At 63.1% G+C, this 21,564-nt stretch carries 20 protein-coding genes and 1 pseudogene; 19 read left to right on the top strand and 2 right to left on the bottom strand.

All coding sequences use genetic code 11. The features are described from left to right. The first annotated feature begins 11 nt into the window (after positions 1–11). From thiM to ACFFJ7_RS21005, 10 genes and pseudogenes are all read left to right on the top strand, one after another. Positions 12–827 (top strand): hydroxyethylthiazole kinase, encoded by an 816-nt coding sequence (thiM, locus tag ACFFJ7_RS06825; protein WP_166948246.1) that lies wholly within the window; start codon positions 12–14, stop codon positions 825–827. After that, positions 814–1,704, top strand: a complete 891-nt coding sequence (locus ACFFJ7_RS06820; RefSeq protein ID WP_208394038.1) for a methyltransferase domain-containing protein — start codon at positions 814–816, stop codon at positions 1,702–1,704. The genes thiM and ACFFJ7_RS06820 overlap by 14 nt, the downstream gene beginning before the upstream one ends. Continuing rightward, complete coding sequence (locus ACFFJ7_RS06815; protein WP_377591384.1) at positions 1,701–3,551, top strand: TRAP transporter large permease; 1,851 nt, start codon at positions 1,701–1,703, stop codon at positions 3,549–3,551. The genes ACFFJ7_RS06820 and ACFFJ7_RS06815 overlap by 4 nt, the downstream gene beginning before the upstream one ends. A 35-nt stretch (positions 3,552–3,586) precedes the next feature. Continuing rightward, positions 3,587–4,582, top strand: a complete 996-nt coding sequence (locus ACFFJ7_RS06810) for a TRAP transporter substrate-binding protein (RefSeq protein WP_166948244.1) — start codon at positions 3,587–3,589, stop codon at positions 4,580–4,582. A 504-nt stretch (positions 4,583–5,086) separates the two neighbouring features. After that, the gene (locus ACFFJ7_RS06805) at positions 5,087–5,896 is read left to right on the top strand and encodes an ABC transporter permease (protein WP_377591381.1); all 810 of its coding nucleotides are present in this window, start codon (positions 5,087–5,089) and stop codon (positions 5,894–5,896) included. Then, entirely contained in the window at positions 5,893–6,669 is a 777-nt protein-coding gene (locus ACFFJ7_RS06800; RefSeq protein ID WP_377591379.1) for an ABC transporter ATP-binding protein, read from the top strand. The genes ACFFJ7_RS06805 and ACFFJ7_RS06800 overlap by 4 nt, the downstream gene beginning before the upstream one ends. Before the next feature lie 13 nt (positions 6,670–6,682). Continuing rightward, a complete protein-coding gene (locus ACFFJ7_RS06795; RefSeq protein ID WP_377591376.1) occupies positions 6,683–7,627 on the top strand; it encodes an ABC transporter substrate-binding protein in 945 nt (314 codons plus the stop codon). Positions 7,628–7,648: 21 nt separating this feature from the next. After that, the gene (locus tag ACFFJ7_RS06790; RefSeq protein ID WP_377591374.1) at positions 7,649–8,542 is read left to right on the top strand and encodes a sulfurtransferase; all 894 of its coding nucleotides are present in this window, start codon (positions 7,649–7,651) and stop codon (positions 8,540–8,542) included. A 1-nt stretch (position 8,543) separates the two neighbouring features. Further along, positions 8,544–9,548 (top strand): annotated as a pseudogene (locus ACFFJ7_RS21010) (FAD-dependent monooxygenase); the annotation flags it as partial. Positions 9,549–9,560: 12 nt separating this feature from the next. Beyond that, positions 9,561–10,139: a hypothetical protein gene (locus ACFFJ7_RS21005; RefSeq protein ID WP_512700667.1), complete on the top strand. Its 579-nt coding sequence runs from the start codon at positions 9,561–9,563 to the stop codon at positions 10,137–10,139. A gap of 169 nt (positions 10,140–10,308) precedes the next feature. Here ACFFJ7_RS21005 and ACFFJ7_RS06780 read toward each other — a convergent pair whose 3' ends face one another. After that, positions 10,309–11,235 carry a LysR family transcriptional regulator gene (locus tag ACFFJ7_RS06780; RefSeq protein ID WP_377591370.1) on the bottom strand — a complete coding sequence of 309 codons (927 nt, stop codon included), beginning with the start codon at positions 11,233–11,235 and terminating at the stop codon, positions 10,309–10,311. A gap of 144 nt (positions 11,236–11,379) precedes the next feature. Here ACFFJ7_RS06780 and ACFFJ7_RS06775 point away from each other — a divergent pair, with 144 nt between their 5' ends. The 5 genes from ACFFJ7_RS06775 to ACFFJ7_RS06755 all read left to right on the top strand — a co-directional run bounded on the left by ACFFJ7_RS06775 (position 11,380) and on the right by ACFFJ7_RS06755 (position 17,677). Then, positions 11,380–12,978 carry a phytoene desaturase family protein gene (locus ACFFJ7_RS06775; protein WP_377591368.1) on the top strand — a complete coding sequence of 533 codons (1,599 nt, stop codon included), beginning with the start codon at positions 11,380–11,382 and terminating at the stop codon, positions 12,976–12,978. Beyond that, positions 12,975–13,739, top strand: a complete 765-nt coding sequence (locus ACFFJ7_RS06770) for an SDR family NAD(P)-dependent oxidoreductase (protein WP_377591366.1) — start codon at positions 12,975–12,977, stop codon at positions 13,737–13,739. The genes ACFFJ7_RS06775 and ACFFJ7_RS06770 overlap by 4 nt, the downstream gene beginning before the upstream one ends. A gap of 14 nt (positions 13,740–13,753) precedes the next feature. Then, positions 13,754–14,734: a substrate-binding domain-containing protein gene (locus ACFFJ7_RS06765; RefSeq protein WP_377591364.1), complete on the top strand. Its 981-nt coding sequence runs from the start codon at positions 13,754–13,756 to the stop codon at positions 14,732–14,734. A 107-nt stretch (positions 14,735–14,841) separates the two neighbouring features. Further along, positions 14,842–16,035: an ABC transporter substrate-binding protein gene (locus tag ACFFJ7_RS06760; protein WP_377591362.1), complete on the top strand. Its 1,194-nt coding sequence runs from the start codon at positions 14,842–14,844 to the stop codon at positions 16,033–16,035. 160 nt (positions 16,036–16,195) lie between these two features. Continuing rightward, positions 16,196–17,677 (top strand): aldehyde dehydrogenase family protein, encoded by a 1,482-nt coding sequence (locus ACFFJ7_RS06755; RefSeq protein WP_377591360.1) that lies wholly within the window; start codon positions 16,196–16,198, stop codon positions 17,675–17,677. A gap of 188 nt (positions 17,678–17,865) precedes the next feature. On the opposite strand, the gene ACFFJ7_RS06750 is transcribed toward ACFFJ7_RS06755, so the two are convergent. Continuing rightward, entirely contained in the window at positions 17,866–18,336 is a 471-nt protein-coding gene (locus ACFFJ7_RS06750) for a MarR family winged helix-turn-helix transcriptional regulator (RefSeq protein ID WP_166948220.1), read from the bottom strand. Between the two features lie 130 nt (positions 18,337–18,466). Here ACFFJ7_RS06750 and ACFFJ7_RS06745 point away from each other — a divergent pair, with 130 nt between their 5' ends. Genes ACFFJ7_RS06745 through maiA form a run of 4 tightly spaced genes read left to right on the top strand, consistent with a single transcriptional unit; the run spans position 18,467 to position 21,515 of the window. Continuing rightward, positions 18,467–19,558: a cupin domain-containing protein gene (locus tag ACFFJ7_RS06745; RefSeq protein WP_166948218.1), complete on the top strand. Its 1,092-nt coding sequence runs from the start codon at positions 18,467–18,469 to the stop codon at positions 19,556–19,558. A gap of 41 nt (positions 19,559–19,599) precedes the next feature. Then, entirely contained in the window at positions 19,600–20,178 is a 579-nt protein-coding gene (locus ACFFJ7_RS06740; RefSeq protein ID WP_377591357.1) for a maleylpyruvate isomerase N-terminal domain-containing protein, read from the top strand. Positions 20,179–20,181: 3 nt separating this feature from the next. Then, the gene (locus ACFFJ7_RS06735; protein WP_166948214.1) at positions 20,182–20,880 is read left to right on the top strand and encodes a fumarylacetoacetate hydrolase family protein; all 699 of its coding nucleotides are present in this window, start codon (positions 20,182–20,184) and stop codon (positions 20,878–20,880) included. Continuing rightward, entirely contained in the window at positions 20,880–21,515 is a 636-nt protein-coding gene (gene maiA / locus ACFFJ7_RS06730; protein WP_166948915.1) for a maleylacetoacetate isomerase, read from the top strand. The genes ACFFJ7_RS06735 and maiA overlap by 1 nt, the downstream gene beginning before the upstream one ends. The last annotated feature ends 49 nt before the right edge of the window (positions 21,516–21,564 follow it).

Raw genomic sequence — 21,564 nt, 5'->3', positions numbered from 1 at the left:
ATGAGGTCATCATGAACGCGACAAGCGACACCTCGTGCGCCTGGAAAGCCTGGCCAGACCCGGACATCGTGGCGAATTTGCGCCGCATGCGTGAGGCCGCGCCGCTCGTCCACGGCCTGACGAACTCCATCGCCGCCATGTTCATGGCCAATGCCGCCCTCGCGACGGGCGCATCCCCGGCGATGATCGCCGCCGGACAGGAGGTGACGCAATTCGCCGCGATCGCGGATGCGATCGTGATCGATCTGGCCTCCATCACGGAGCAGAAGGCCGCGACGATGCTGGATTCGGCGACAGCCGCGCACAGGACCGGCAAACCATGGCTGCTCGATCCCGCCGCCATCGGCCGCCTCACCTTCAGGACGCAATTCGCGCGTCGGCTGCTCGATCTCCAGCCCACTGTCATCAAGGCCAATGCGTCGGAAACACTGACGCTGGCCGGCATCGACGGCGGCGGCAAGGGGGCGGACACGACAGTCGACTCCGCCGCTGCCGTCGATGCCGCACGCGCTCTCGCCCGCCGGACGGGCGGGGTCGTCGCCGTCACGGGGGCGACGGATTTCATCACCGACGGGCACGTCCTCCGCGCGGTCGGCGGCGGACATCCGCTCATGGCCCGAGTCACGGGAACGGGCTGCGCGCTCGGGATCATCATCGGCGCCTTCCTCGGCGCCGGTATCGCACCGCTGGAAGCCGCCACCTCCGCCGTTGCCGTCTTCGCCGCCGCCGGAGAGCGGGCCGGTCGCGAGGCCGGCGGTCCCGGCACCTTCGCTCCCCTGCTGCTCGATCATCTTTTCCGACTGGATACACACGATGGCGCTCGATAACAGACTTCTGTCCCTCTTGGCCGACCCGCAGGATCACGAACCGCTCGTGCTGTCCGATGCCGCCGACGCGCTCGAGAATCGCGGGGCGCTACGCAGCTATCCGGTCCGGGACGGCATCCCCCTGCTCCTCGCCGCGGAGGCGACGCCCCTCTCCCCAACGGCGCCGCAGCCGACGCAGCTACGCCCGGTTTCCCAGTTCGAGGGCCTGTCCGGGTGGTATGATGACGCCATGAGCGCGCCCGGCGAGCGTGGCGCGCTGGCGACCGCCGGCTACGGCATACTCGCCGACCTGCTCGGAAAGGGTGACGGGATCGCTATCGATATCGGCTGTGGCACCGGGCAATCGGCGGGTGTCGTTCGGGAACTCGGCTACGAGCCGGTCGGCGTCGACCTGTCGATCGACCAGCTTCGCATCGCCGCACGTCGGCTTGCCGTGGCGCAGGCAACGGCGCACGCCCTCCCCCTGCGCTCGGGCTCGGTCGCAACGGCCTATACGACCTTCACCACCGCGTCCTGGGGCGACCTCGACCGCTCCCTGAGCGAGATATACCGCGTGCTGGCCCCCGGCGGGCGCATCGTCAACATCGGCGTCCATCCCTGCTTCAACGGCGGCTATTCGCTGGCGGAGGAGGACGGCTCGGTGCGCCTGAAGCCGGGATACCGCAAGGGCGGCTGGCTCGAACCCTCGCATTTCCCGCAGACGCGCATCCGCAGCCGCACCGGAGGCTGGCACTGGCCGCTGGCGGACCTGCTCAACGCCTTCGCCCGCGCCGGCCTTTTGATCGCGCAAGTCGTCGAGGGCGGGCCGGGGGACGGCGACGCCGTGCCGATCATTCTGGCCCTCGCCGCAGTCAAGCCCGTCGAACTGCGGCTGTGAGCGCCGACGCGGCGTCTCCCGGCGCCATCTCCCGTTCCTCTATGCGCGCGGCCGCCGTCCTGGGCATCCTGGAGCAGTCTCTGGCGGCCGTCGGCGGTGTCCTGCTGGCCATCCTGCTGGCGATGGTGCTGGTCGCGGTCGCCCTGCGCTATTCGGGAACGGGCGGCATCAGCGGCTCGGACGAGCTGGCGACCTGGCTCTACATCGCGCTGATCTTCGTCGGTTATCCGCTGGTGGCCGGCAGCGCGCTCGCCATGCGCTTCGATCTCATCTCATCCCGCCTGCAAGGATATCCGCGCGACGTGTGCGAGATGGTCAGCCACGGCATCGTGATCCATGCCTCGCTGCTGCTTGTCGCGAGCGGTCTCGCGCTCATCGGCGAGACCGGCGGCGTTTCCCCGGTGCTGGGCTGGCCCGAATGGTGGCGCTACGGGCTGGCGCCCGCGGCGGGGCTCCTAGGCGGCGCGGTCGTCCTGCTACGCCTTGTCGCCGAAGGTCGCCACCCGCGGCTCATTGCCGGCAGCCTGGCGGTCGGCATCGCGCTGTTCCTTTTCAGCGAGCAGCGTGAGGTCGCCTCTTTCGCCATGCCGAGCCTCGTCGCGGGGCTTGCGGGCTTCCTGGGGCTGCTGCTCGGCGCCCCCCTGCCCCATGCCCTGCTGTCGGCATTGTCGCTCGTGGTGCCGCTGGGCAGCCTCCTGCCACAGACGGGAGTTCTCCAGACTGCGGTATCGGGCGTCAGCTCCTTTCTGCTCCTTGCAATTCCCTTCTTCCTGCTCGCCGGGACACTCATGCTCGTGGGCGGGCTCGCAGGCAGACTCGTCGCGCTGGCGGATGCTCTCGTCGGTCACAGGCGCGGCGGATTGGCGCAAACCACGTTGCTCACCAACGTCTTTTTCTCGGGCATCTCGGGCTCCTCCCTGGCGGACGCGGCCTTCGGCGCGAAGGTTCTCGCCCCCGGCCTCGTGGCGCGCGGCTATCGGCCGGAACTCGCCGCGGCGATCGTCGCCACCACGGCGGTCCTCCCGAACATCCTGCCGCCATCGGTCGCGTTCCTGATGCTCGCCGTGGCGACGAATCTTTCCATCGGCTCGCTTTTCGTCGGCGGCCTTGTGGGAGGGCTCTTCATCGCGCTCGTGCTTGCGCTGACACTGCGCCTCGTCGCGCCGGAGACGGCAAGCGGCGTTGCCGCCTCAGGGCAGCAGCGCTGGAGTGCGCTCGCAAGCGCGTCGCCGGTGCTGGGCCTCGGCGTCATCATCCTGCTCGGCATTCGCCTCGGCGTCGTCACGACGACGGAGGCGAGCGCGCTTGCGGCCGGCTACGCCCTGCTTCTGGCTTCGTTCTACATCCACCGCTCCAAGGGTGTCGCGGCGGCGCTGGCGGGCGCCTTCACGCAGGCAGCAAGGGAAGCCGCTGCCGTTGGCCTGCTCATCGCCTCAACGGCGCCCTTCACTTTCCTGCTGGCGGTGGATCAGATACCGGCGGCACTGGATGCCACGCTGCAGAGCGTGAGCGGCGATCCTTTTACCTTCCTGCTCGCCGCCAATATCCTCCTTCTGATCGTGGGATGCCCGCTGGAGATCGGCGTGGCGATCCTGCTGTTAGGGCCACTCCTGCTTCCGGCGGCGGTGTCGGCCGGCATCGATCCCATCCACTTCGGCGTGATCATCGTCGTCAATCTCATGATCGGGAGCCTGACGCCGCCGGTGGGGTCGCTGGTGTTCATCGCCGCGGGTATCGCCGGCCTGCCCGCCGGCAAGGTGTTCCGCGCGGTCCTGCCGCTTGTCGGTGCGCTCATACTCGGCTTGCTGGCCATGTCGATCGCGGCCGGCTTATGGGCAATCGTCTAGTTCCATCAGATATTTGCTCCAGAAAGGACCATTACATGAGTTCCATTACGAGACGTCAGGCAACGGCCTTCATCGGCACCGGCGTGGCGGCGGCGTTCGGACTGCCCCGCGGCGCGCAGGCGGCCGGGCGCACGGTGACGATTGCCTCCCTGCTCGGCAACGACAAGCCTGAGACGCTGGTTTGGCATCGCATTCGCGACATCGTGGAGAACAAGCTTCCCGGTCGCTTCCAGTTCCGTATCGTGCCGAACGGGGCGCTGGGCGGCGGCGAGAAGGAAGTCGCCGAAGGCATCCGGCTGGGCTCGATCCAGGGCAGCGTGTCAACGACCTCGGTTTTCGCCGGCTGGGTGCCGCAGGCGCAGATCCTGGACCTGCCCTTCCTGTTCCGGGATCGCGAACACCTGCAACGCGTCCTCGATGGACAGGTGGGGCAGGACCTCAAGTCCGCCATCGCCGAGCAGGGGTTCGTCGCCCTCGGCTACATCAACTACGGCGCCCGCCACCTGCTGGCGAAGGAAGCCATTCTCACGCCGGAGGGCCTCGCCGGCAAGCGCGTGCGGGCGGTTCCGAACCCCGTCCACACGGAACTCTGGAAGGCGCTCAAGGCGCAGCCGATCGCCCTGCCCATCGCGGAGACCTACAACGCTCTAAAAACGGGTGTCGCCGACGCGATGGACCTGACGAAATCGGCATATGCCGGATTGAAGCTGTATGAGGTCGTGCCCTTCCTCATCGAGACGGCGCACATCTGGGCGAGCGGAACGGTATATCTCTCGGCGAAGTTCTGGAACTCCCTCAACGACGAGGAAAAGCAGGCGTTTTCGGAAGCCGCCGCCGAAGGCGCCACCTATTTCAACGAACTCATCATCAAGGACGAGGACGTCTCCGTCGCGCAGTCGAAGAGTGCGGGCGGCCAGATTCTGGCGGTGACGGACAGGACTGCCTGGGAGAATGCCGCGCAGCAAGTCTGGACGCTCTTCGCGCCGAAGCTCGGTGGCATCGAATTCGTCAACGCGGTCCACGCCTCCTGACGCGATATCCACGCCGGACGTCCCGGTTCAGGCAGGAATTCCGGATCTGCTACGCTTGTCCCAGCGCGACTGCCTGTTCATCCGCCATGATCTTGCCGTTGTGCCAGCTTTCGACTGTCTGTCCCAGTCCTCCGGCCCGGCAAAGCCGTGGAGGCTGGCCGCGCGGTCCAAGAGCTATCAGCGTCCACGCATTGCGTAGCCAATACCTGTCGTATTGGCTACGCAATTCTCCTTGTATCCGATCAGTTTTATCTCGGCCATATCCTATCTATGTCCAATAACAGCCGCTAGAAACAGCATAAATCGCAATCGTAAAAATAACCAATACTACTCCGCTGCAGCAGAGAGCTGAATGGCTGGATAGCGACAGGCGCGCCCTTTTTGTTGACAAAAGCTATTGATTATGTGATTATATCGACGATTCGCAGATATCGAATGAACTGAACCTGATAGCTCTACGTTCCTGCGTCTCTGTTAGAAACTCACTTACGGCCCTTATCTGCGATGTCGTTCAAGAACAGGCTTGCCGGCGCGGTATCGGACACAACCGTCATCTGGCGATCGATACCGCTGATCTTCCTTCTCGGCCTTTGGCAATATCTCGTTCAGGTATATCGGTTCGGCGACGGGTTCATCCCCTCTCCGGTCGAGGTCGTGCAAGCGATGACCGAGTGGGTTTTCGGCGACGGCGGACGCTATTCCGGCACTTGGGCTGCTTCGTTGCGCGACAGTGCCGGAAGGGTCATCTGTGGTTTTCTGGTAGCGTTGGCCATCGGCGCTCCCTTGGGCATCCTGATGGGATCCTACAGGGTCGCGGCCAATCTGGTGGACCCCGTCCTGCAATTGATCCGGCCGATTCCGACCGTAGCGTGGATCCCCTTCTGCCTGATCTTTTTCGGCATCGGCAACTCGGCAGCCATTGCGTTGGTGGCTGTCGGCGCGTTTTTCCCCATCGTCCTGAATGCCATGGCGGGCGCGCGGCAGGTTTCTCCCCTGCACCTGCGCAGCGCGCTCATGCTTGGCGCGACTCGCTTCCAGATACTCAGCCGTGTCGTCGTTCCTTCAGCGTTGCCATCGCTGCTGGTGGGAGCGCGGGTTGCCATCGGGCTGGCGTGGATGCTGGTCGTGATCTCCGAGATGGTGGCCGTGAAATCGGGACTGGGCTACGAATTGTGGGACGCCTATTACTACAACCGGATGGACGTCGTCGTCGCGGCGATGGCGACGGTCGGCCTGTTCGGCTTCCTGTCCGACCTCATCGTGCAGCGCGTGGTCAGGCGCTATCTGTTCTGGCATCAGGGGACGTTCCGATGAACGCTCCTTTCGGGCACGCTCCGTCCGCGGCACGGATTGACGTCCACGGCCTCGCCAAAACCTACCCGGGTCCGGGTGGCGGCGTCCTCGCCATCAAGAACGTGGATATCTTCGTCGAGGCCGGGGAGTTCGTCACGATTCTCGGCCCGTCCGGCTGTGGGAAAAGCTCACTGCTGAACATTCTGGCCGGTTTTGAACAGGCTACGGGCGGCACCGCACTGATCGGCGGAAGAGAGATCCACGGCCCCCGGCACGGTCAGGGCGTCGTGTTTCAGGATACAGCCGCCCTGTTTCCCTGGCTGTCGGTGCACGATAACGTCGCCTTCGGGCTGATGAACACGCGGCTTACGCGACGCGAGCGCGACGCGAAGGTGCGCGCGGCGCTGGCCACGGTGGGGCTTGAGCAGTTCAGCGGCAGCTGGCCGCACCAGCTTTCCGGCGGCATGCGCCAGCTGGCTTCCATCGCGCGCGTCCTCGTGACCGAAAGCCGCGTGCTGCTGATGGACGAGCCCTTCGCCGCGCTGGATGCCCTGACCCGACAGCAGATGCAGCAGAAGCTGCTCCATATCTGGCAGGCGACAGGCGTTTCCATCGTGCTGATCACCCACAGCGTCGACGAGGCGATCTATCTCGGCAACCGTGTCTACATCCTGACGCGCCGACCGGCCGAGGTCGCCGCCGAACTGTCCGTCGATCTGCCCTATCCGCGCGAAGTCACCGACAGCGCCTTCAACCGGCTCAAATCGATCGCACTGAAAACACTCGGGCTATAGCAAACAGGAGTTCATGATGAAGTTTCATGTCATTGCCGCGCTGGCGCTCGCAATATCGGGTGTCGCGACGGGCCTGCGCCCGGCCGAGGCCGCCGACAAGCCGACAGTCAAGGTGGGTTATTTCTCCCAGCTGCATGACGCGGCCATCCTCGATCTTCCCTTTGGCGATCTCAAGGACAAGGTCAATTTCGAGTACGTCAAGTTTCAGCGCTATGCAGACGCGGCTATCGCGCTGGTCCGCGGCGACATCGACATCTCGTCGCTGGGTTACGCCAATCTGATCACCGAGGCGGCGAAGAATACCGATCCGAACTTCAAATTCATCACCGGTCTGGCGCGCGGTGCAATCAACCTGGTCTGCAGCAACGACGTCAAGATCGCGGATTGGCCGGACCTCAAGGGCAAGACGGTCGGCGTCGTCTCCGGATTTCCCGAGATCTTCATCGACGATGCGTTGAGGACCCACGGCCAGAGCGAAAAAGACATCACGAAGGTCAACTTCGCCGTGGCGGGTCCTCCCGTGTTGCAGGCACTGAAGGATAAGACGGTCGAATGCGTGTCGGTTTTCGAGCCCTTCGGAGCGACCGCCGTCGGCGGCAAGTATGCCTATTATCCGCCCACCAACATCGGCGACAATTCCTTCAAGGGGCTGAACAACGGCATCGCCGCCAGCACGGCCTTCATCGAGAAGCACGGCGACCTGGTGGGAGACATCCGGAACGCCGCCAACAAATCGACGGCCAAGTTCCGTGAGGATGAAGGAAAGTGGGTCGATTTCATCATTTCATCGCAGGGTTTCCCGAAAGATATCGTGGAAATCGGCGTCAAGCGCGTCACGCTCGACTCGACGCTCTACCCTGCCGAAGCCGTGACCCTGTCGGCCAACATGGCAGCCTTGGGACTCCTGAAGGCGAAGCCTTCGACCGAACAGCTCCAGCGTTTCTTCCTCCAGCAGTAACAGCCTGAACCGGGTGCCGTCATGTCCCAGAACAGTCCCACGCTTCCCGGCCCGGTCGTGACCGTCGACTGGCTTGCGCAAAATCTGCACCGTGATGATGTCGTCGTTTTCGACAGCAGCACGAGCATCATCAGCGAAGCCGGTGTCGAACGCATCGTCCCCGGGATCGCCGCCTACGAGGAAGCGCACATTCCGGGTGCGCGCTTCATTGATCTCCAGCGGGACCTGTCCGATCCCGACAGCAGCTATCCGTTCACCGTGCCTTCCAAAGAGGCCTTCGCGGAAGGGTTGCAAAAACTGGGCGTGAAGCAGCATGACACGCTCGTGGTCTACAGCACCGCCAGTCCGTGGTGGGCGACACGCATATGGTGGCTTTTCCAGCTTCATGGGCTGAAGAACATTGCCGTTCTCGATGGCGGGCTGAAAGAATGGCGCAGGCGCGGGCATCCCGTCGAAACAGGCCCCGCCCCCGTTCCGCCGCCCGGCGACATCGTCGTCGCGACGCGGCTCGACCGCGTCATCGACGCCGACACGCTCCGGGAACGGCTCGGCGCCCCGGACCTGCTGCTGGTCAACGCGCTTTCTCCCGACAGGTTTTCAGGAGAAACCCCCGTCCACGGCGGCCGGCCAGGGCATATCCCCGGCAGCCTGAACCTGCCGGCAGCCTCGCTGATCGACCCGCAAACCAACCTTTTCCTCGACAGGGAGCGCATCATCGGCCTTTTGCGCGACAAAGGCCTGCTGACCCATGAAGGCGATATCGTCGCCTATTGCGGCGGCGGCATCTCCGCGACGTTGGTGCTGTTCGCCCTCGCCCTGGCCGGGCGGGAAGACACGACCCTGTACGACGCGTCGCTGTACGAATGGGGCCATCGCGAAGACCTTCCCATCGAAACCGGACCCGGGACAAGGTAACGTGACACAGACTTATGACGTCGTCGTCGTGGGAACCGGCCCCTCCGGCCTGACCCTGGCGAACATATTGGGCAGGCTTGCTGTCAGGGTCCTGGTACTGGAAAAGGACCCCGCCCTGTCGCCGCTGCCCAAGGCGCTCAACATCGATGACGAGTTCTTCCGCCTGCTCAGCACTCTTGGTCTGGGCAAGGCCGTGGCGGAACACGCGAAATATCCCATTTCCTACGACTACGTTTCGCCGCTCGGACTGACGCTCGCGCATGTCGACGGACGGCTGACGGAACACAACTTCCCCAACCGCGCCGCCATCTTCCAGCCGCGCTTCGAGGAAATCCTGTATGAGGGGGCGCTCGCGACCGGGTATGTGGATGTCCGGTTCGGCACCGAGGTCACCGGCTTCACACAAGACGGCGACGGCGTGCATGTCACCAGCACGCATGCGGACGGCAGCGTCACGCATGACACCGGACGCTTTCTGGTCGGCGCGGACGGCGCGCACAGCGTTTGCCGGAAGCAGCTCGGCATCCCGCTGGATGAGGTCGATGGCTTCAACATACGCCATGTCGTCATCGACGTTCTCGACGACATCGATGACAGCCCCCTCGCCCTGACCAGGATGGGCTGGCGACGCAACTTCTTCAGCATGCCGGCGCCGAACGGCCGGCGGTTCGAATTTTCTCTGCGTCCCGAGGAAACCGCCGATCAGCTGCTTGATGACACGACCTTACGGAAGCTGTTCAAACCCTATCGCGACTACGACAGCCTGAAGATCATCCGCAAGGTCGTCCACACGTTCCGTTCGCTTCTCGCGGCGCGCCTGGGCAAGGGACGCGCCTTCCTGATCGGCGATGCCGCCCATCTTATGCCGGTGTTCGGCTCGCAAGGTATGAACAGCGGCGCGCGTGACGCCGGCAACCTGGGCTGGAAACTGGCGCGCGTCATTCGCGGCGGGGCGCCCCCTGCATTGCTCGACACCTATCACGACGAGCGGTGGGAAGCCGTGCGCAGAACCATTCGCATGGCGACGGTGAACGGCAAGCTGCAAGCCGTTCATTCACCGGTCGTCTCTCTGCTGCGGGATCTGTTCTTCGGGCTGCTGAGGCTCGTCCCGCCCGCGCGGCGCTACATCGCCAACATGAAATACGTCCCCAAGCCCTTTCTGCGCTCGCGCCTGATCGAGCAGGGCGCGGAAACCGGGGCCGATCATGAAGTCGTCGGACGCCTGCTGCCCAATCCGACCATCCGGACGCAGGACGGGGAACGGAAGCTCGATGACGTGATCGGCCTGCGCTTCGCAATCGTGGGCGTCGATACAAGCCAGGTTCCGCCGGATATCCTTTCATTCGCAAGGACGCTCGACGCCCGCGTCGTCAGCGTTAGCCCGCGGGAGGCGACGCCGTCGGTAAAAAACGCTTCCGAACCGGATGCCGGGGCCGTTACCGTTAATGTCGTCGATGACCGGCTCGACGCGATATTGGCCGGCTATCACGGGCAATGGCTGTTGGTCAGGCCGGACAGAATCGTCAGCACCGCCGGAACGGCAGAGCAGTTCACCAGCCGAGCCGGAACTATCGTCGCCGCCGTCGGTACGACATAAACCGAACTGTACTGGTTATGACCTGGACCCCTTAACTTCCTCCAGATTTTGGTAGAGTCCGTTGTATTAGAGCGAGGCTCTGGCGCATGCTGCCGAGCGCGAGCGACAGGCCCTCGACGCTTCCCCTGTCGCCGCCCTTGCCCGAACGGCTATGATGGTCGGTTCAATCTTACAGAGTCAGCGTGTACCATGACGGCTCAAGGCTTTTTTGTTTTTCACGAATGAGCTTGCGGCTGATGGAGATCAGTTGCCGCTCTGCTTTAGAGAGTTCGCGGTCTCGCGTATGAACCATGGATAAGGGACGGACGATATCCGGCTCGATAATTGGGCGGACATCGAAGTCGCCCATCACACGCAGTCGCTTGATCAGCGCGGCAGGCAGAATGGTCGCTCCGTAACGTCGAGCGACAAAGTCGATGGCAGTATGAATTGATTGCATCTCGAAAAGAATGTTGAGCGTCAGCCCCAAGCTCGATGCCGCTCGGTCGATGGCCTGACGCACTGAGTCACTGCCACCTGGCAATATCATGTTGCCCGATGCGATCTCCGAAAGTGTAATCGAGCGGTAGTTTGGTGCGTCGCCACTTGCCGCCACGTAGCAAAGCCGCTCATTCAGAAGTATCTGCGCATCGAATGTTTTATGCCTGACTGTGCCAAATACGAAAGCCAGGTCAATACGGTTGAGGTCAAGCCATTCGAGTGTAACGGCGCTCGAATTCTCCACGAACTTTAGCTTGACATCAGGCATAGCCGCCGATGCGACCGTGATAAGATCCATCGCGAGAAGGAGGCTGGCGCTTGGCGACATCCCGACCCGGATAGTGCCATGAGGCCGTTCGGCCATGTCCATGACCTCGATCCGCACACGGTCTGTGAGCGAGAGGATCTCCTTCGCACGTGAGGCAAGATGACGGCCGGCGGTGCTGAGGTGTACGCCGCGTGAGTGGCGTTCAAGCAGCTTGACGCCCAGCGCTTCCTCAAGCGCGCTAAGCTGCATGCCGAGGGCTGGCTGCGAGATGCCAAGCTGCTCTGCGGCGCGGGTAATATTGCTCCACCGCTCCACGGCGATCAGTGCCCGCAGCTGTTTCAGCTCCAACCCACTCTCCAGTCAAAAGGAAAACTTATTGCTAGTCTAATGCCTTTGATTTGGACAGGCAATGCCGGGGGCTTTATGAATGATGTCAATCGGCGGCGTGTTGGCGCGCAGGTCGCTGCAACGAGAGGCGTGAGGGAGGTGTGCATGCAGTTTGACGCGGTCATTATCGGTGCTGGTCACCATGGCCTTATCCTTGGCACTTACATGGCCAAGGCCGGCCTCAGGGTATTATTGACGGAACGGCGCCTCATGTACGGTGGCGGGCTAAACACGAGCGAAGTCACGCTGCCCGGATTTTACCATAACCTCCATTCCATCAATCATTTTCATATCTCGCACACACCATGGTACCAGGACCTGCAACTCAACGAGAGCGTACCCTACATCACGCCGCGCTATGAATTCGGCCAAGCGCATTCGGATGGCAGCGCGCTGGTTTTCGGGCGGGATCTTGAGGAGACGCTCGCCAACATCGCGCGCTTCTCGAAAAAGGATGCCGGGACGTTCCGCGAGTGGAACCGCAAGGCTGAACTGATCACGGAACGGATTTTCCTGCCCGAACGTTATGCCGAGCCACTCACCCACGCAGAGCGGGAAGAGCTTCTGTCGGCAAGTGCGCTGGGGCGCGATTTCCTTGCGGTATGCTCGCGGCAGCCATTCGAACTCGTCAACGAGCTATTCGAATGCGAACAGGTCAAATTGCTCTTCCTGTTCAAGGTCTCCCTGTTCGGGACCTGGCTAACCGATACGCTCAACAAAACAAGCCCGATGGGTTCAGTGATCCGTGCTTTCGACCTGCAGTCGGGATACCAACTGTGCAAGGGTGGTAGCTTCAACCTGGCGCGTGGCCTGATGGAGCGCTTCATCCAAGCCGGCGGCACTTTCTGGAACCAGTGCGAAACGGACAGGATCATCATCGAGAACGGACGTGCGGTCGGCGTCGACTTTACCGACGGCCGCAGCGCCAGAGCCACGAGCTTCGTTGCCTCGACGCTCGACGTGCATCAGACTTTCGAAAAGTTCATCGGGCGCGATCAACTTCCGCAGCGGATGGCGGAAAAGATGGACGGATTCAAGTATACAGGATGGACACTGTTCGGCCTCCACCTTGCACTCGAAGAGACGCCCCGCTTCTCGGCAGCCGCATTCGATCCAAACATTCAACTTTCACAAAAATGGAGCATCGGTGCCGAGACGCTCTCGGATCTCACCAGTGCGTTCGATGATGTGAAGAACAACCGCGTTCCCGAGATCATCCAGTTCGGATCGGGGCCGCTCTCGGCGCTTGATCCGACGCTGGCGCCTCCGGGCAAACACAATACGTATGCATGGCATGTGATGCCGCTCAATCCAGATATCGGCGGAAAGGACTACTCCGAGTGGAAGGAGGAGTTCGCAGACCGGATCATGGAAACCTGGGCAAAATACTGCCCGAATATGAGAAATTCCAATGTTTTGGGCCGCAGTATCTACACAGCCAAGGAGTATACTAAGGAGCTTGTCAATATGCGCCACGGCGACATCTTTATGGGAGCGCTTAGCGCCGATCAGGTGATGGACCGTCATTTCGGCTACCGCACTGGCATCGAAGGGCTCTACATGGTCGGCTCCCCCGCCCATCCCGGCGGGGCGATCTCTGGCGGCGCCGGCTATATCGGTGCCGGTGTTATTGCCGAAGACATCGGCCTCAAGCCTTGGTGGAACCGCGGCGACCTTCGCGCCAAGCTCAGGTCATTCGCATGAAAGAGCTGGATCTTGAAGGACGGGTCGTCCTTGTCACCGGGGCAGCGCAGGGAATCGGCCGGACGCTCTCGGCTGCTTTCACCGATGCGGGAGCGGCCGTGGCCGTCGCCGATATCAATCTGGAGAAGGCGCAGAAAGCTGCAGAGGAACTGGTTTCGGCCGGCGGGCGCGCGCGCGCGATCAAAGTGGATGTCGGCGATGCCTCATCAGTCGATGCGATGGTGGCGGAAATTGAACACGTGCTCGGCCATGTCGACATTCTGATCAACAACGCCGCGATCTTCTCCACGTTGAAGATGCAGCCCTTCGAGGACATACCGCTCGATGTCTGGGAGCGTGTCCAGCGTGTCAACGTTACTGGCCCGTTCCTGTGCGCGAGGGCAGTCATGCCGGCAATGCGGCGGCGAGGTTTCGGCCGCATCGTCAATATCTCATCGGGCGCGGTAACGCTCGGTCGCCCAAACTACCTGCACTACACCACCTCCAAGGCCGCGCTGATCGGGATGACGCGCTCGATGGCGCGTGAGGTGGGCGCGCACGGGATCACCGTGAACGCGGTGCTGCCTGGGTCCGTCGAGACGGAAATCGACCGCGAGACGGTCACGAGCGCATCCGGGCAGCGGATCGTGGAAATGCAGTGCATCCCCCGCAGGCAGGTCCCCGATGACCTGGTTGGGGTGATGCTCTTCCTCGCCAGCCGAAGGTCGGACTTCATCACCGGCCAGTCGATCACGGTTGATGGTGGGGCAACACATCCTTGAGGAGCCAATTGTCGATGACCCTTCCTCTGACTATTGCATGTGGCGAATACGATCGCACCCGGGCTCTCTTCGAAGGCAGTGTGGCGATTGAGGGTTGCGCGGCGAACTTTATTCCCTTGGCGCCCGAGGAGATCTTCTATCGCGCCTTCACCGGCGGGGAGTTTGACGTCGCCGAACTATCCCTGAGCACATACCTTATCCAGACGGCGCGCGGCGAATGCGAATATATCGGCATCCCGGCCTTTGTGTCCCGCTCGTTCCGCCATTCCGCATTCTACGTCCGCTCCGACCGCGTCGGCTCACCGTCGGATCTCGTGCAGGCCCGGGTCGGCGTGCCGGAATATCAGGTTACAGCGGCGGTATGGGCACGCGGTATTCTGGAGGACGAATATGGCGTAAAGCCGCGCGATATCAACTGGGTGACTGGCGGCGTGGAAGATCTCGGCCGGCATGAAAAGGTACCGATAGAGCTGCCTCCGGAGATACGGGTCAAGACCGCGCCGCGTCCACTAGCGCAAATGCTTGCCGATGGGGAAATCGACGCCATTCTCGCGCCGCGTGCACCCTCGTGCTTCATAAACCGCGTGCCGAACGTAAAGCGGTTGTTCGAGGATTATCGTGCCGTCGAGGCGGATTACTTCCGCAAAACCGGCATCTTCCCGATCATGCATCTGATCGGCGTGAGGAAGAGCGCGGTGGGGGTAAATCCCTGGCTGCCGGGCAGTCTTCTCAAGGCATTCGAACACGCGCGCCGCGCGTCGCTGCCGACGCTCAGCGACGCCACCGCGCTTCACGTCTCACTGCCGTGGTTGATTGCGGAGGCCGAGTGGACACGTTCCGTCATGGGACCTGAACCGTGGCCTTACGGCGTCGAGGCAAATCGGCGGACGATCGATGTTCTGTTGCGCTACCACTTCGATCAGGGCCTGTCCTGCCGCCTGCTGACGGTCGAGGACATATTCGCGGAAGGCACCCATGACCATTTCCGGATCTGACACCGAGAGGGCCGGGCGGCATCGTCCGGTCAGCGTCGTAGCCAGGGCTGTGTAACCGCGAGCAGTAAAAAGGGGTGAACGCTCCGAACACCGAGTCTGAACTAACGATGGCGGGGAAAAAAATGAAACGGCTAATGTTATCCTTTGCGGTCGCGGCCGCTGTGTCGACCGGAGCCTCGGCTCAGGACCCTATCAAAATCGGCTTTATTTCCACGTTCTCCGGCCCAAGCGGCCAGTTGGGCCACGAATTGCTCGACGGCTTCAATCTTGGCCTCAAGAGCGTCGGCGGCAAGCTTGCCGGGCGTCCGGTCGATGTCATCCAAGGTGACGACCAAGCCAAGCCGGACATCGGCCGGCAACTGGCCGACAGGATGATTGAGCGTGACGGCGCCCAACTGATCACCGGCATCAACTTCTCGAACGTCATGCTCGCGATAGCAAAGCCGGTGCTCGACGCTGGCGCGTTCATCGTCAGCGTGAACGCCGGACCCTCCCAATATGCCGGAAAGCTGTGCCACCCCCGGTTTTTCGTGGCCTCGTTTCAGACTGATACGGCATCCGAGACGATGGGCATCTATCTGCAGAAGCAAGGGGTGCAGCGCGTGTACCTGATGGCTCCGAACTATCCGGCCGGAAGGGACATGCTCACTGGCTTCAAACGCTACTTCAAGGGCGAGATCGCCGGAGAGGTCTACACCACCTTCGGCCAACTCGACTACGCCGCGGAAATTGCCCAGTTGCGGGCGGCTCGACCCGATGCCGTGTTCTTCTTCTACCCCGGCGGCATGGGGATCAACTTCGTGAAGCAGTATGCGCAGGCTGGCCTGGCGCAGCAGATCCCACTCTACGCCCCGTCATTCTCGCTCGATCAGACAGTCCTGCCCGGCATCGGTGATGCGGCGATCGGCGCCTTCGCATCAACCTTCTGGCCCGAGGATTTCGATAATCCCGCCAGCAAGAAATTCAGGGACGATTTCGAGGCGGCCTACGGCCGCATCCCGTCGCCGAATGCGGCCAATGCCTACGACACGGTGAGAATGCTGGATGCCGCGCTGAAGACGATCGACGGCAAGATCGAGGACAAACCCGCATTCCAGAAGGCTCTGGGGGCTGTATCCTTCGAGTCGATCCGCGGCAACTTCAGGTTCGGGGCGAACAACATGCCGATCATCGACTACTATCTGGCAGAGGTAGCGAAGGACGGGAAGGGCCGTGCGCTTCTGTCGAAGCGCGACCTGATCGTATCCAGCCACACTGATTCCTATTCGCAGGACTGCGACATGAAGGCCGCGGGCAACTGAAGCTTCGCAGAATCTGCGAAAGGCAAGAGATGCAATGACGTTCGCATGTTCTGCACCCGCAGTCATGTCGACAGGTACTAGTGAACGGCACTTCGGCCAAAGAGAAAGCAGCAGGGAGAGCCCGGCCCCAACCGCCGGGCGTCCCCATCCGGAGCCTACCATGATCAATCGCCTGCAGCCCTCGGTAACCGAGCGTCTTCGTCTTCCGATAAACAGGGGCCTCTACTACGGTGGCTCGTGGCACGAGCCGGAAGACGGTGTTTACGTCGAGACGAGAAGTCCCGCCTCCGGCGAGAGCCTCGGCGAAACGGCCTGGGCTGATTCTGTCGATGTCGACCACGCAGTGGAGGCGGCCCGCGAGGGGTTTCGGGTCTGGAGGGAGACCACGCCTGTCGCCCGCGGCGCACTTCTGCGGGAGGCCGCGCGACTGGTGCGCCAGCACGCGGAAGAACTCGCGCTGCTCGATGCGGCCGATTGCGGCAATCCGATCAGGGAGATGATCAAGGATGCCGAAATCGGAGCGACCGCCCTTGAGTATTTCGCCGGCCTCGCCACCGAGGTGAAGGGTTACACCGTCCCCTTGGGGCCGGACCACCTCAATTTCACGATCCGCGAGCCGCTTGGTGTCATCGCCCGCATCAACGCCTACAATCATCCTTTCATGTTCGCCGTAAGCCGCGCCGGCGCCCCGCTCGCAGCCGGAAACGCGCTGATCATCAAGTCGCCGGAGCAGGCTCCACTCTCCAGCCTGCGGCTGGCGGAGCTTATCGGCCCGCTGTTCCCTCCGGGGGTCTTCAACGTCGTTTCCGGAGGGCGGACTTGTGGCGAGGCACTGGTGGCCCATCCCCACATCGCCAAGGTCGGCCTGATAGGATCGGTTCCGACCGGTAAGGCGATCCTGCGCGGGGCAGTAGACAGCATGAAGAAGGTGACGCTCGAACTCGGCGGCAAAAATGCCCTGATCGCCTATCCCGACGCAGATCCCGACAAGGTGGCGGTCGGGGCAGTCCGCGGTATGAACTTCAGCTGGTGTGGCCAGTCCTGCGGATCGACGTCGCGCGTGTTCCTGCACGACAGCATTCACGACGCCGTGCTCGACGCGATCGTCGAGCAGGTGAAGGCATTCGTGCCGGGCATTCCGACCGATCCAGCCACCACGATGGGATCGCTGGTGAGCGAGGCCCAGTTCAACAAGGTAATGAGGTTCATCACGCTGGGCCAGAGTGAGGGCGCCCGGCTCGTCACTGGCGGAAATTCGGCGGACGATCCGCATCTCGGCAATGGCTATTTCATTAAGCCAACCGTTTTCGCCGACGTGACACCGGCCATGCGTCTTGCACGCGAGGAAATATTTGGCCCGGTTCTGTCAGTGTTCAAATGGAGTGACGAGGTGGAGATGTTGCGGGCCGTCAATGATGTCGACTACGGGCTTACTGCCTCAATCTGGACCCAGGATATCAATAAGGCGCTTCGGACCGCCACACAGGTCGAGGCTGGTTATATATGGATTAATGGCTCGGGTAAGCATTTTGTTGGCACACCCTTCGGCGGCTGCAAACAATCGGGCCTCGGTCGCGAGGAATCGATCGAGGAGCTGCTCGACTGCACCCAGCTCAAGAACGTGAACATTTCGCTAGAATAGGTCCGGGAACTGCCTTCGGCGATGACGGTGAAGATAACCGGAAAGGTGCGCGCGAGATTGCCTAACTCCTTTTGGCGCCCAATGCCTAAAGAGGTGACACGCCAGCCGAACTGCGTGTCGCTATAGCCGCCCCATATGCCGCTTCGCTCACAATTATGAGCCGACAGATGCCGCCCTTGGTGTGATGATCAATCGTCCGCCACTGCCGTGCCCTCGCGCTGCGGCAGACGCAGCGGTGCCCGTGCCCGCTTGTTGCCGGCGGCGGTGGCCTTGTCCATCAGCGCGAGGAACGTCGCGCGCTCGGCCGGTGTCAGAGGGGCGAGGATGTCCTCCTGCGCCCGGCGGACGGCGGGCAATACCGTGGTCACCAGCGCACGTCCCTTTTCGGTCAGGCTCAGGGCGCGCGCGCGCCGGTCCACCCGGCTGACCTCGCGCCGCAGATAGCCCCGCCGCTCAAGCCTTTCCACCACCCCGCCGAGAGTCGCCCTGTCGTGCGCGATAAGGCCGGCGAGCGTGTTCTGGTCGACATCGGGATGGCCGGCGAGCGCGCTGAGAGCCGCATACTGCACCGGCGTCAGGTCGAAACCCGAATGCGCCATCTCCTCCGCGAAGATCGAGGTCGAAATCTGGTGCAGCCGTCGGATCAGGTGTCCGGGCATGTCGAGGAAATCCATCATAAGGCCGCGATACCCGCAGACACGTGGGATTGCAAGATGGGTATTGATATGCATACTTATCTTCATTATACTGCGCAAAAGCTTCGATCACAGAAGCACCCAGGAGGACGCCATGGATACCTTGTCGCACAACGCGATGCAGCCCGCAGACACGCCCGCGCTTCGCCAGCTCTATGCGGATTTCAAGACCAATCATCTCAACCCGCTGTGGACCCAGATCGGTGATCTGATGCCGCGCCACCCGAAGCCCCGGGCGGTTCCGCACGTGTGGCAGTGGGCGACGTTGGGAAAGCTTGCTGCGGCGTCCGGTGAGCTGGTGCCGGTCGGACGGGGCGGTGAGCGCCGGGCCATCGGCCTTGCCAACCCCGGCCTCGGCGGCGAGGCTTATATTTCGCCGACGCTGTGGTGCGCCATTCAGTATCTTGGCCCGCGCGAGACCGCGCCGGAGCATCGCCATTCGCAGAACGCCTTCCGCTTCGTGGTCGAGGGCGAGGGCGTCTGGACGGTCGTCAACGGCGATCCCGTGCGCATGAGCCGTGGCGATTTTCTGCTGACCCCGGGCTGGTGTTTCCACGGTCATCACAACCAGACCGATGCGCCAATGATGTGGATCGACGGCCTCGACATTCCCTTCAGTTTCATGAACGACGTCGGCTTCTTCGAATTCGGCGCGGATCGGGTGACCGACTATTCCACGCCGAACTTCTCGCGGGGCGAGCGCCTGTGGAGCCATCCGGGCTTGCGTCCGCTCTCGGGACTGCAGAACACGGTCTCCTCGCCCATCGGCGCATACCGCTGGGAGCACACGGATCGCGCTCTCACCGAGCAGCTGCTGCTGGAGGAAGAGGGCGTTCCCGCGACGGTCGGCCAGGGTCACGCGGCAGTGCGCTATATCAATCCGACGACGGGCGGCGACGTCATGCCGACCATCCGGGCGGAGTTTCACCGCCTGCGTGCAGGCGTGCAGACGCCCGTCCGGCGTGAGGTCGGGTCGACCGTTTTCCAGGTCTTCTCCGGTCGCGGCGCAGTCGTGCTCGGCGGCATTACCCACAAGCTCGATAAGGGCGACATCTTCGTTGCCCCAAGCTGGGTGTCGTGGTCGCTGCAGGCTGAGACGCCGTTCGACCTGTTCCGCTTTTCCGATGCGCCGATCATGGAGCGTCTGCACTTCGATCGTACGATGATCGACGGGGTCGAGTCATGAACGGGGAACGCGATGCTGCACCCCGCCCCGGTCCGGCCGGCATGGCTATGGGTACGGCTCCGGGCGCGGACGAGTTGGCGGGAGCGCGCGTCGCCCTGCGCGCACGTCAAGGGAGCGGCGCGCGCTACGATGCGTCGGCCGCGCCGGCCCGGGAGCTTTATTGGGCGCGGCTTGGAACAGCCTATTTTGCCCGCCAGCTCAACGAGCTGAGCGATGCCGCGCTGTGGGCCGCGTCATCGCGCTCTGGCTGGACGCGGCGGCGCGTGATCGCGGCGGTCGGGCTTGAGGGGCGCGCCATCGCACAGGCGATCGCCCTGGCGACGAGCGGTCCGAGCGAGGAATTCGCCGACGTCGGTGCTGGCGCTCTCGACCTCGCCGAAACGCTGCCAGCTACCGCGCTGCGCCATCTCGTCACGCATGCCGCCATCCATCTCGACGTGACTTGGCGCGACCTGACCGATGAGCAGTGGGATCTGCCGATCGAGGGCGTATCCTGCACGATCGCCCGGGAGAGCGTGTTCGCGCGTGCCCGCTCACTGTGGGCCAGCGCGCTTGATCTGCGCGCGAGCGGGCGCCTTGCCGACGCACCGCCCGACTTCGTTGCGGCGCTGGAAGTCTGAGCGATGCAGGAACTGGTGTTTCCCCCGCCTGTCGCCCCGACCCTGCCCGTGCGCGGGCTGAGCGCGCGGCTGCCCGTCCGCCGCATTTTCTGCGCCGGGCGCAACTACGCCGCCCATGCACTCGAACTCGGCGCGGAGGCCGGGCGTTCGGCTCCCTTTTTCTTCACCAAATCGCCGAGCGCGCTCGCGCAATCGGGCGAGACTATCCCCTATCCGCCCGGGACGCGGAACTACCAGTACGAACTCGAACTCGTGCTGTGTCTGGGCTCCCATGCGTTCCGGGTTTCGGAGAGCGAAGCGGTCGCGGCCGTCTACGGCTATGCCTGCGGGCTCGACATGACGCGGCGCGACCTCCAGCGCGCTTTGCGCGCGGCGGGACAGCCATGGGATCTCGGCAAGGACGTCGAGGCATCAGCTGTCGTCGCCGAAATCACGCCCGCAGCCGATTTCGGTGTGCCGGATGGTCAACGCATCTGGCTCAGCGTCGACGACGAGCTGCGCCAGGATGCACACCTGTCGGACATGCTCTGCTCGCCGATGGCGCTCATCGCCGAGCTGTCGAAATTCTATCATCTGGCGCCTGGCGACCTGATCTTCACCGGCACGCCGGCGGGCGTGGCGCCGCTCGCCCCCGGCGCGCGGATCCGCGGTCAGATCGAGGGGCTCACGCCTGTGGAAGTCACTATCGGGGAGCCGGAATGATGCGCTTTCATGGATTTTTTCGTTCAAGTTCTTCTTACCGTTGTCGTATTGCCTTCAATCTGAAGAGGCTGAGCTACGCATTCGTCTCGACCCCTCTGCGCGAGGGGGCGCACAGGACGGCAGCCTTCCGCGCCCTGAACCCGCAGGCGTTGGTTCCGGCGCTAGAGGATGGCGGAGAGGTTTTCACCCAGTCGCTCGCTATCATCGAATGGCTGGACGAGACCCATCCGACGCCTCCGCTGCTGCCGGCCGATCCGGCGACAAGGGCCCACGTGCGTGCCTTCGCCCAGGTGATCGCCTGCGAGGTTCATCCGCTGCAGAATCTGCGCGTGCTCGACTATCTGCGCCAGGAGCTTGGTCAGGACGACGCCGGCGTGAACCGCTGGCTGACGCGCTGGATCGGCGAGGGGCTGGCAGCCTGCGAGGCCCTGCTGTCCCGCCGCCCGGAGAGCCCCTTCTGCTTCGGCGAGGCACCGGGTCTCGCGGACATCTGCCTCGTGCCGCAGATGTTCTCGGCCGACCGCTTCGGTATCGATACCGCGGCTTTCCCGCGCTTGCGGGCCGTCAGGATTGCCTGCGAGGCGCTGCCTGCCTTCGCGGAGGCAGCGCCCGGCCGCCAGCCAGACGCTGCCTGACACCTTTTCCGGCAACCCGCCTGCAAGCAGGCCACATGGACAACCGCTC

The sequence above is a fragment of the Pseudochelatococcus lubricantis genome (genome assembly GCF_042432495.1).
GTDB classification, from domain to species: Bacteria; Pseudomonadota; Alphaproteobacteria; order Rhizobiales; family Beijerinckiaceae; genus Pseudochelatococcus; species Pseudochelatococcus lubricantis.
The sequence above is the reverse complement of the archived record's forward strand: the minus strand, read 5'-3'. Positions and strand labels throughout refer to the sequence as shown.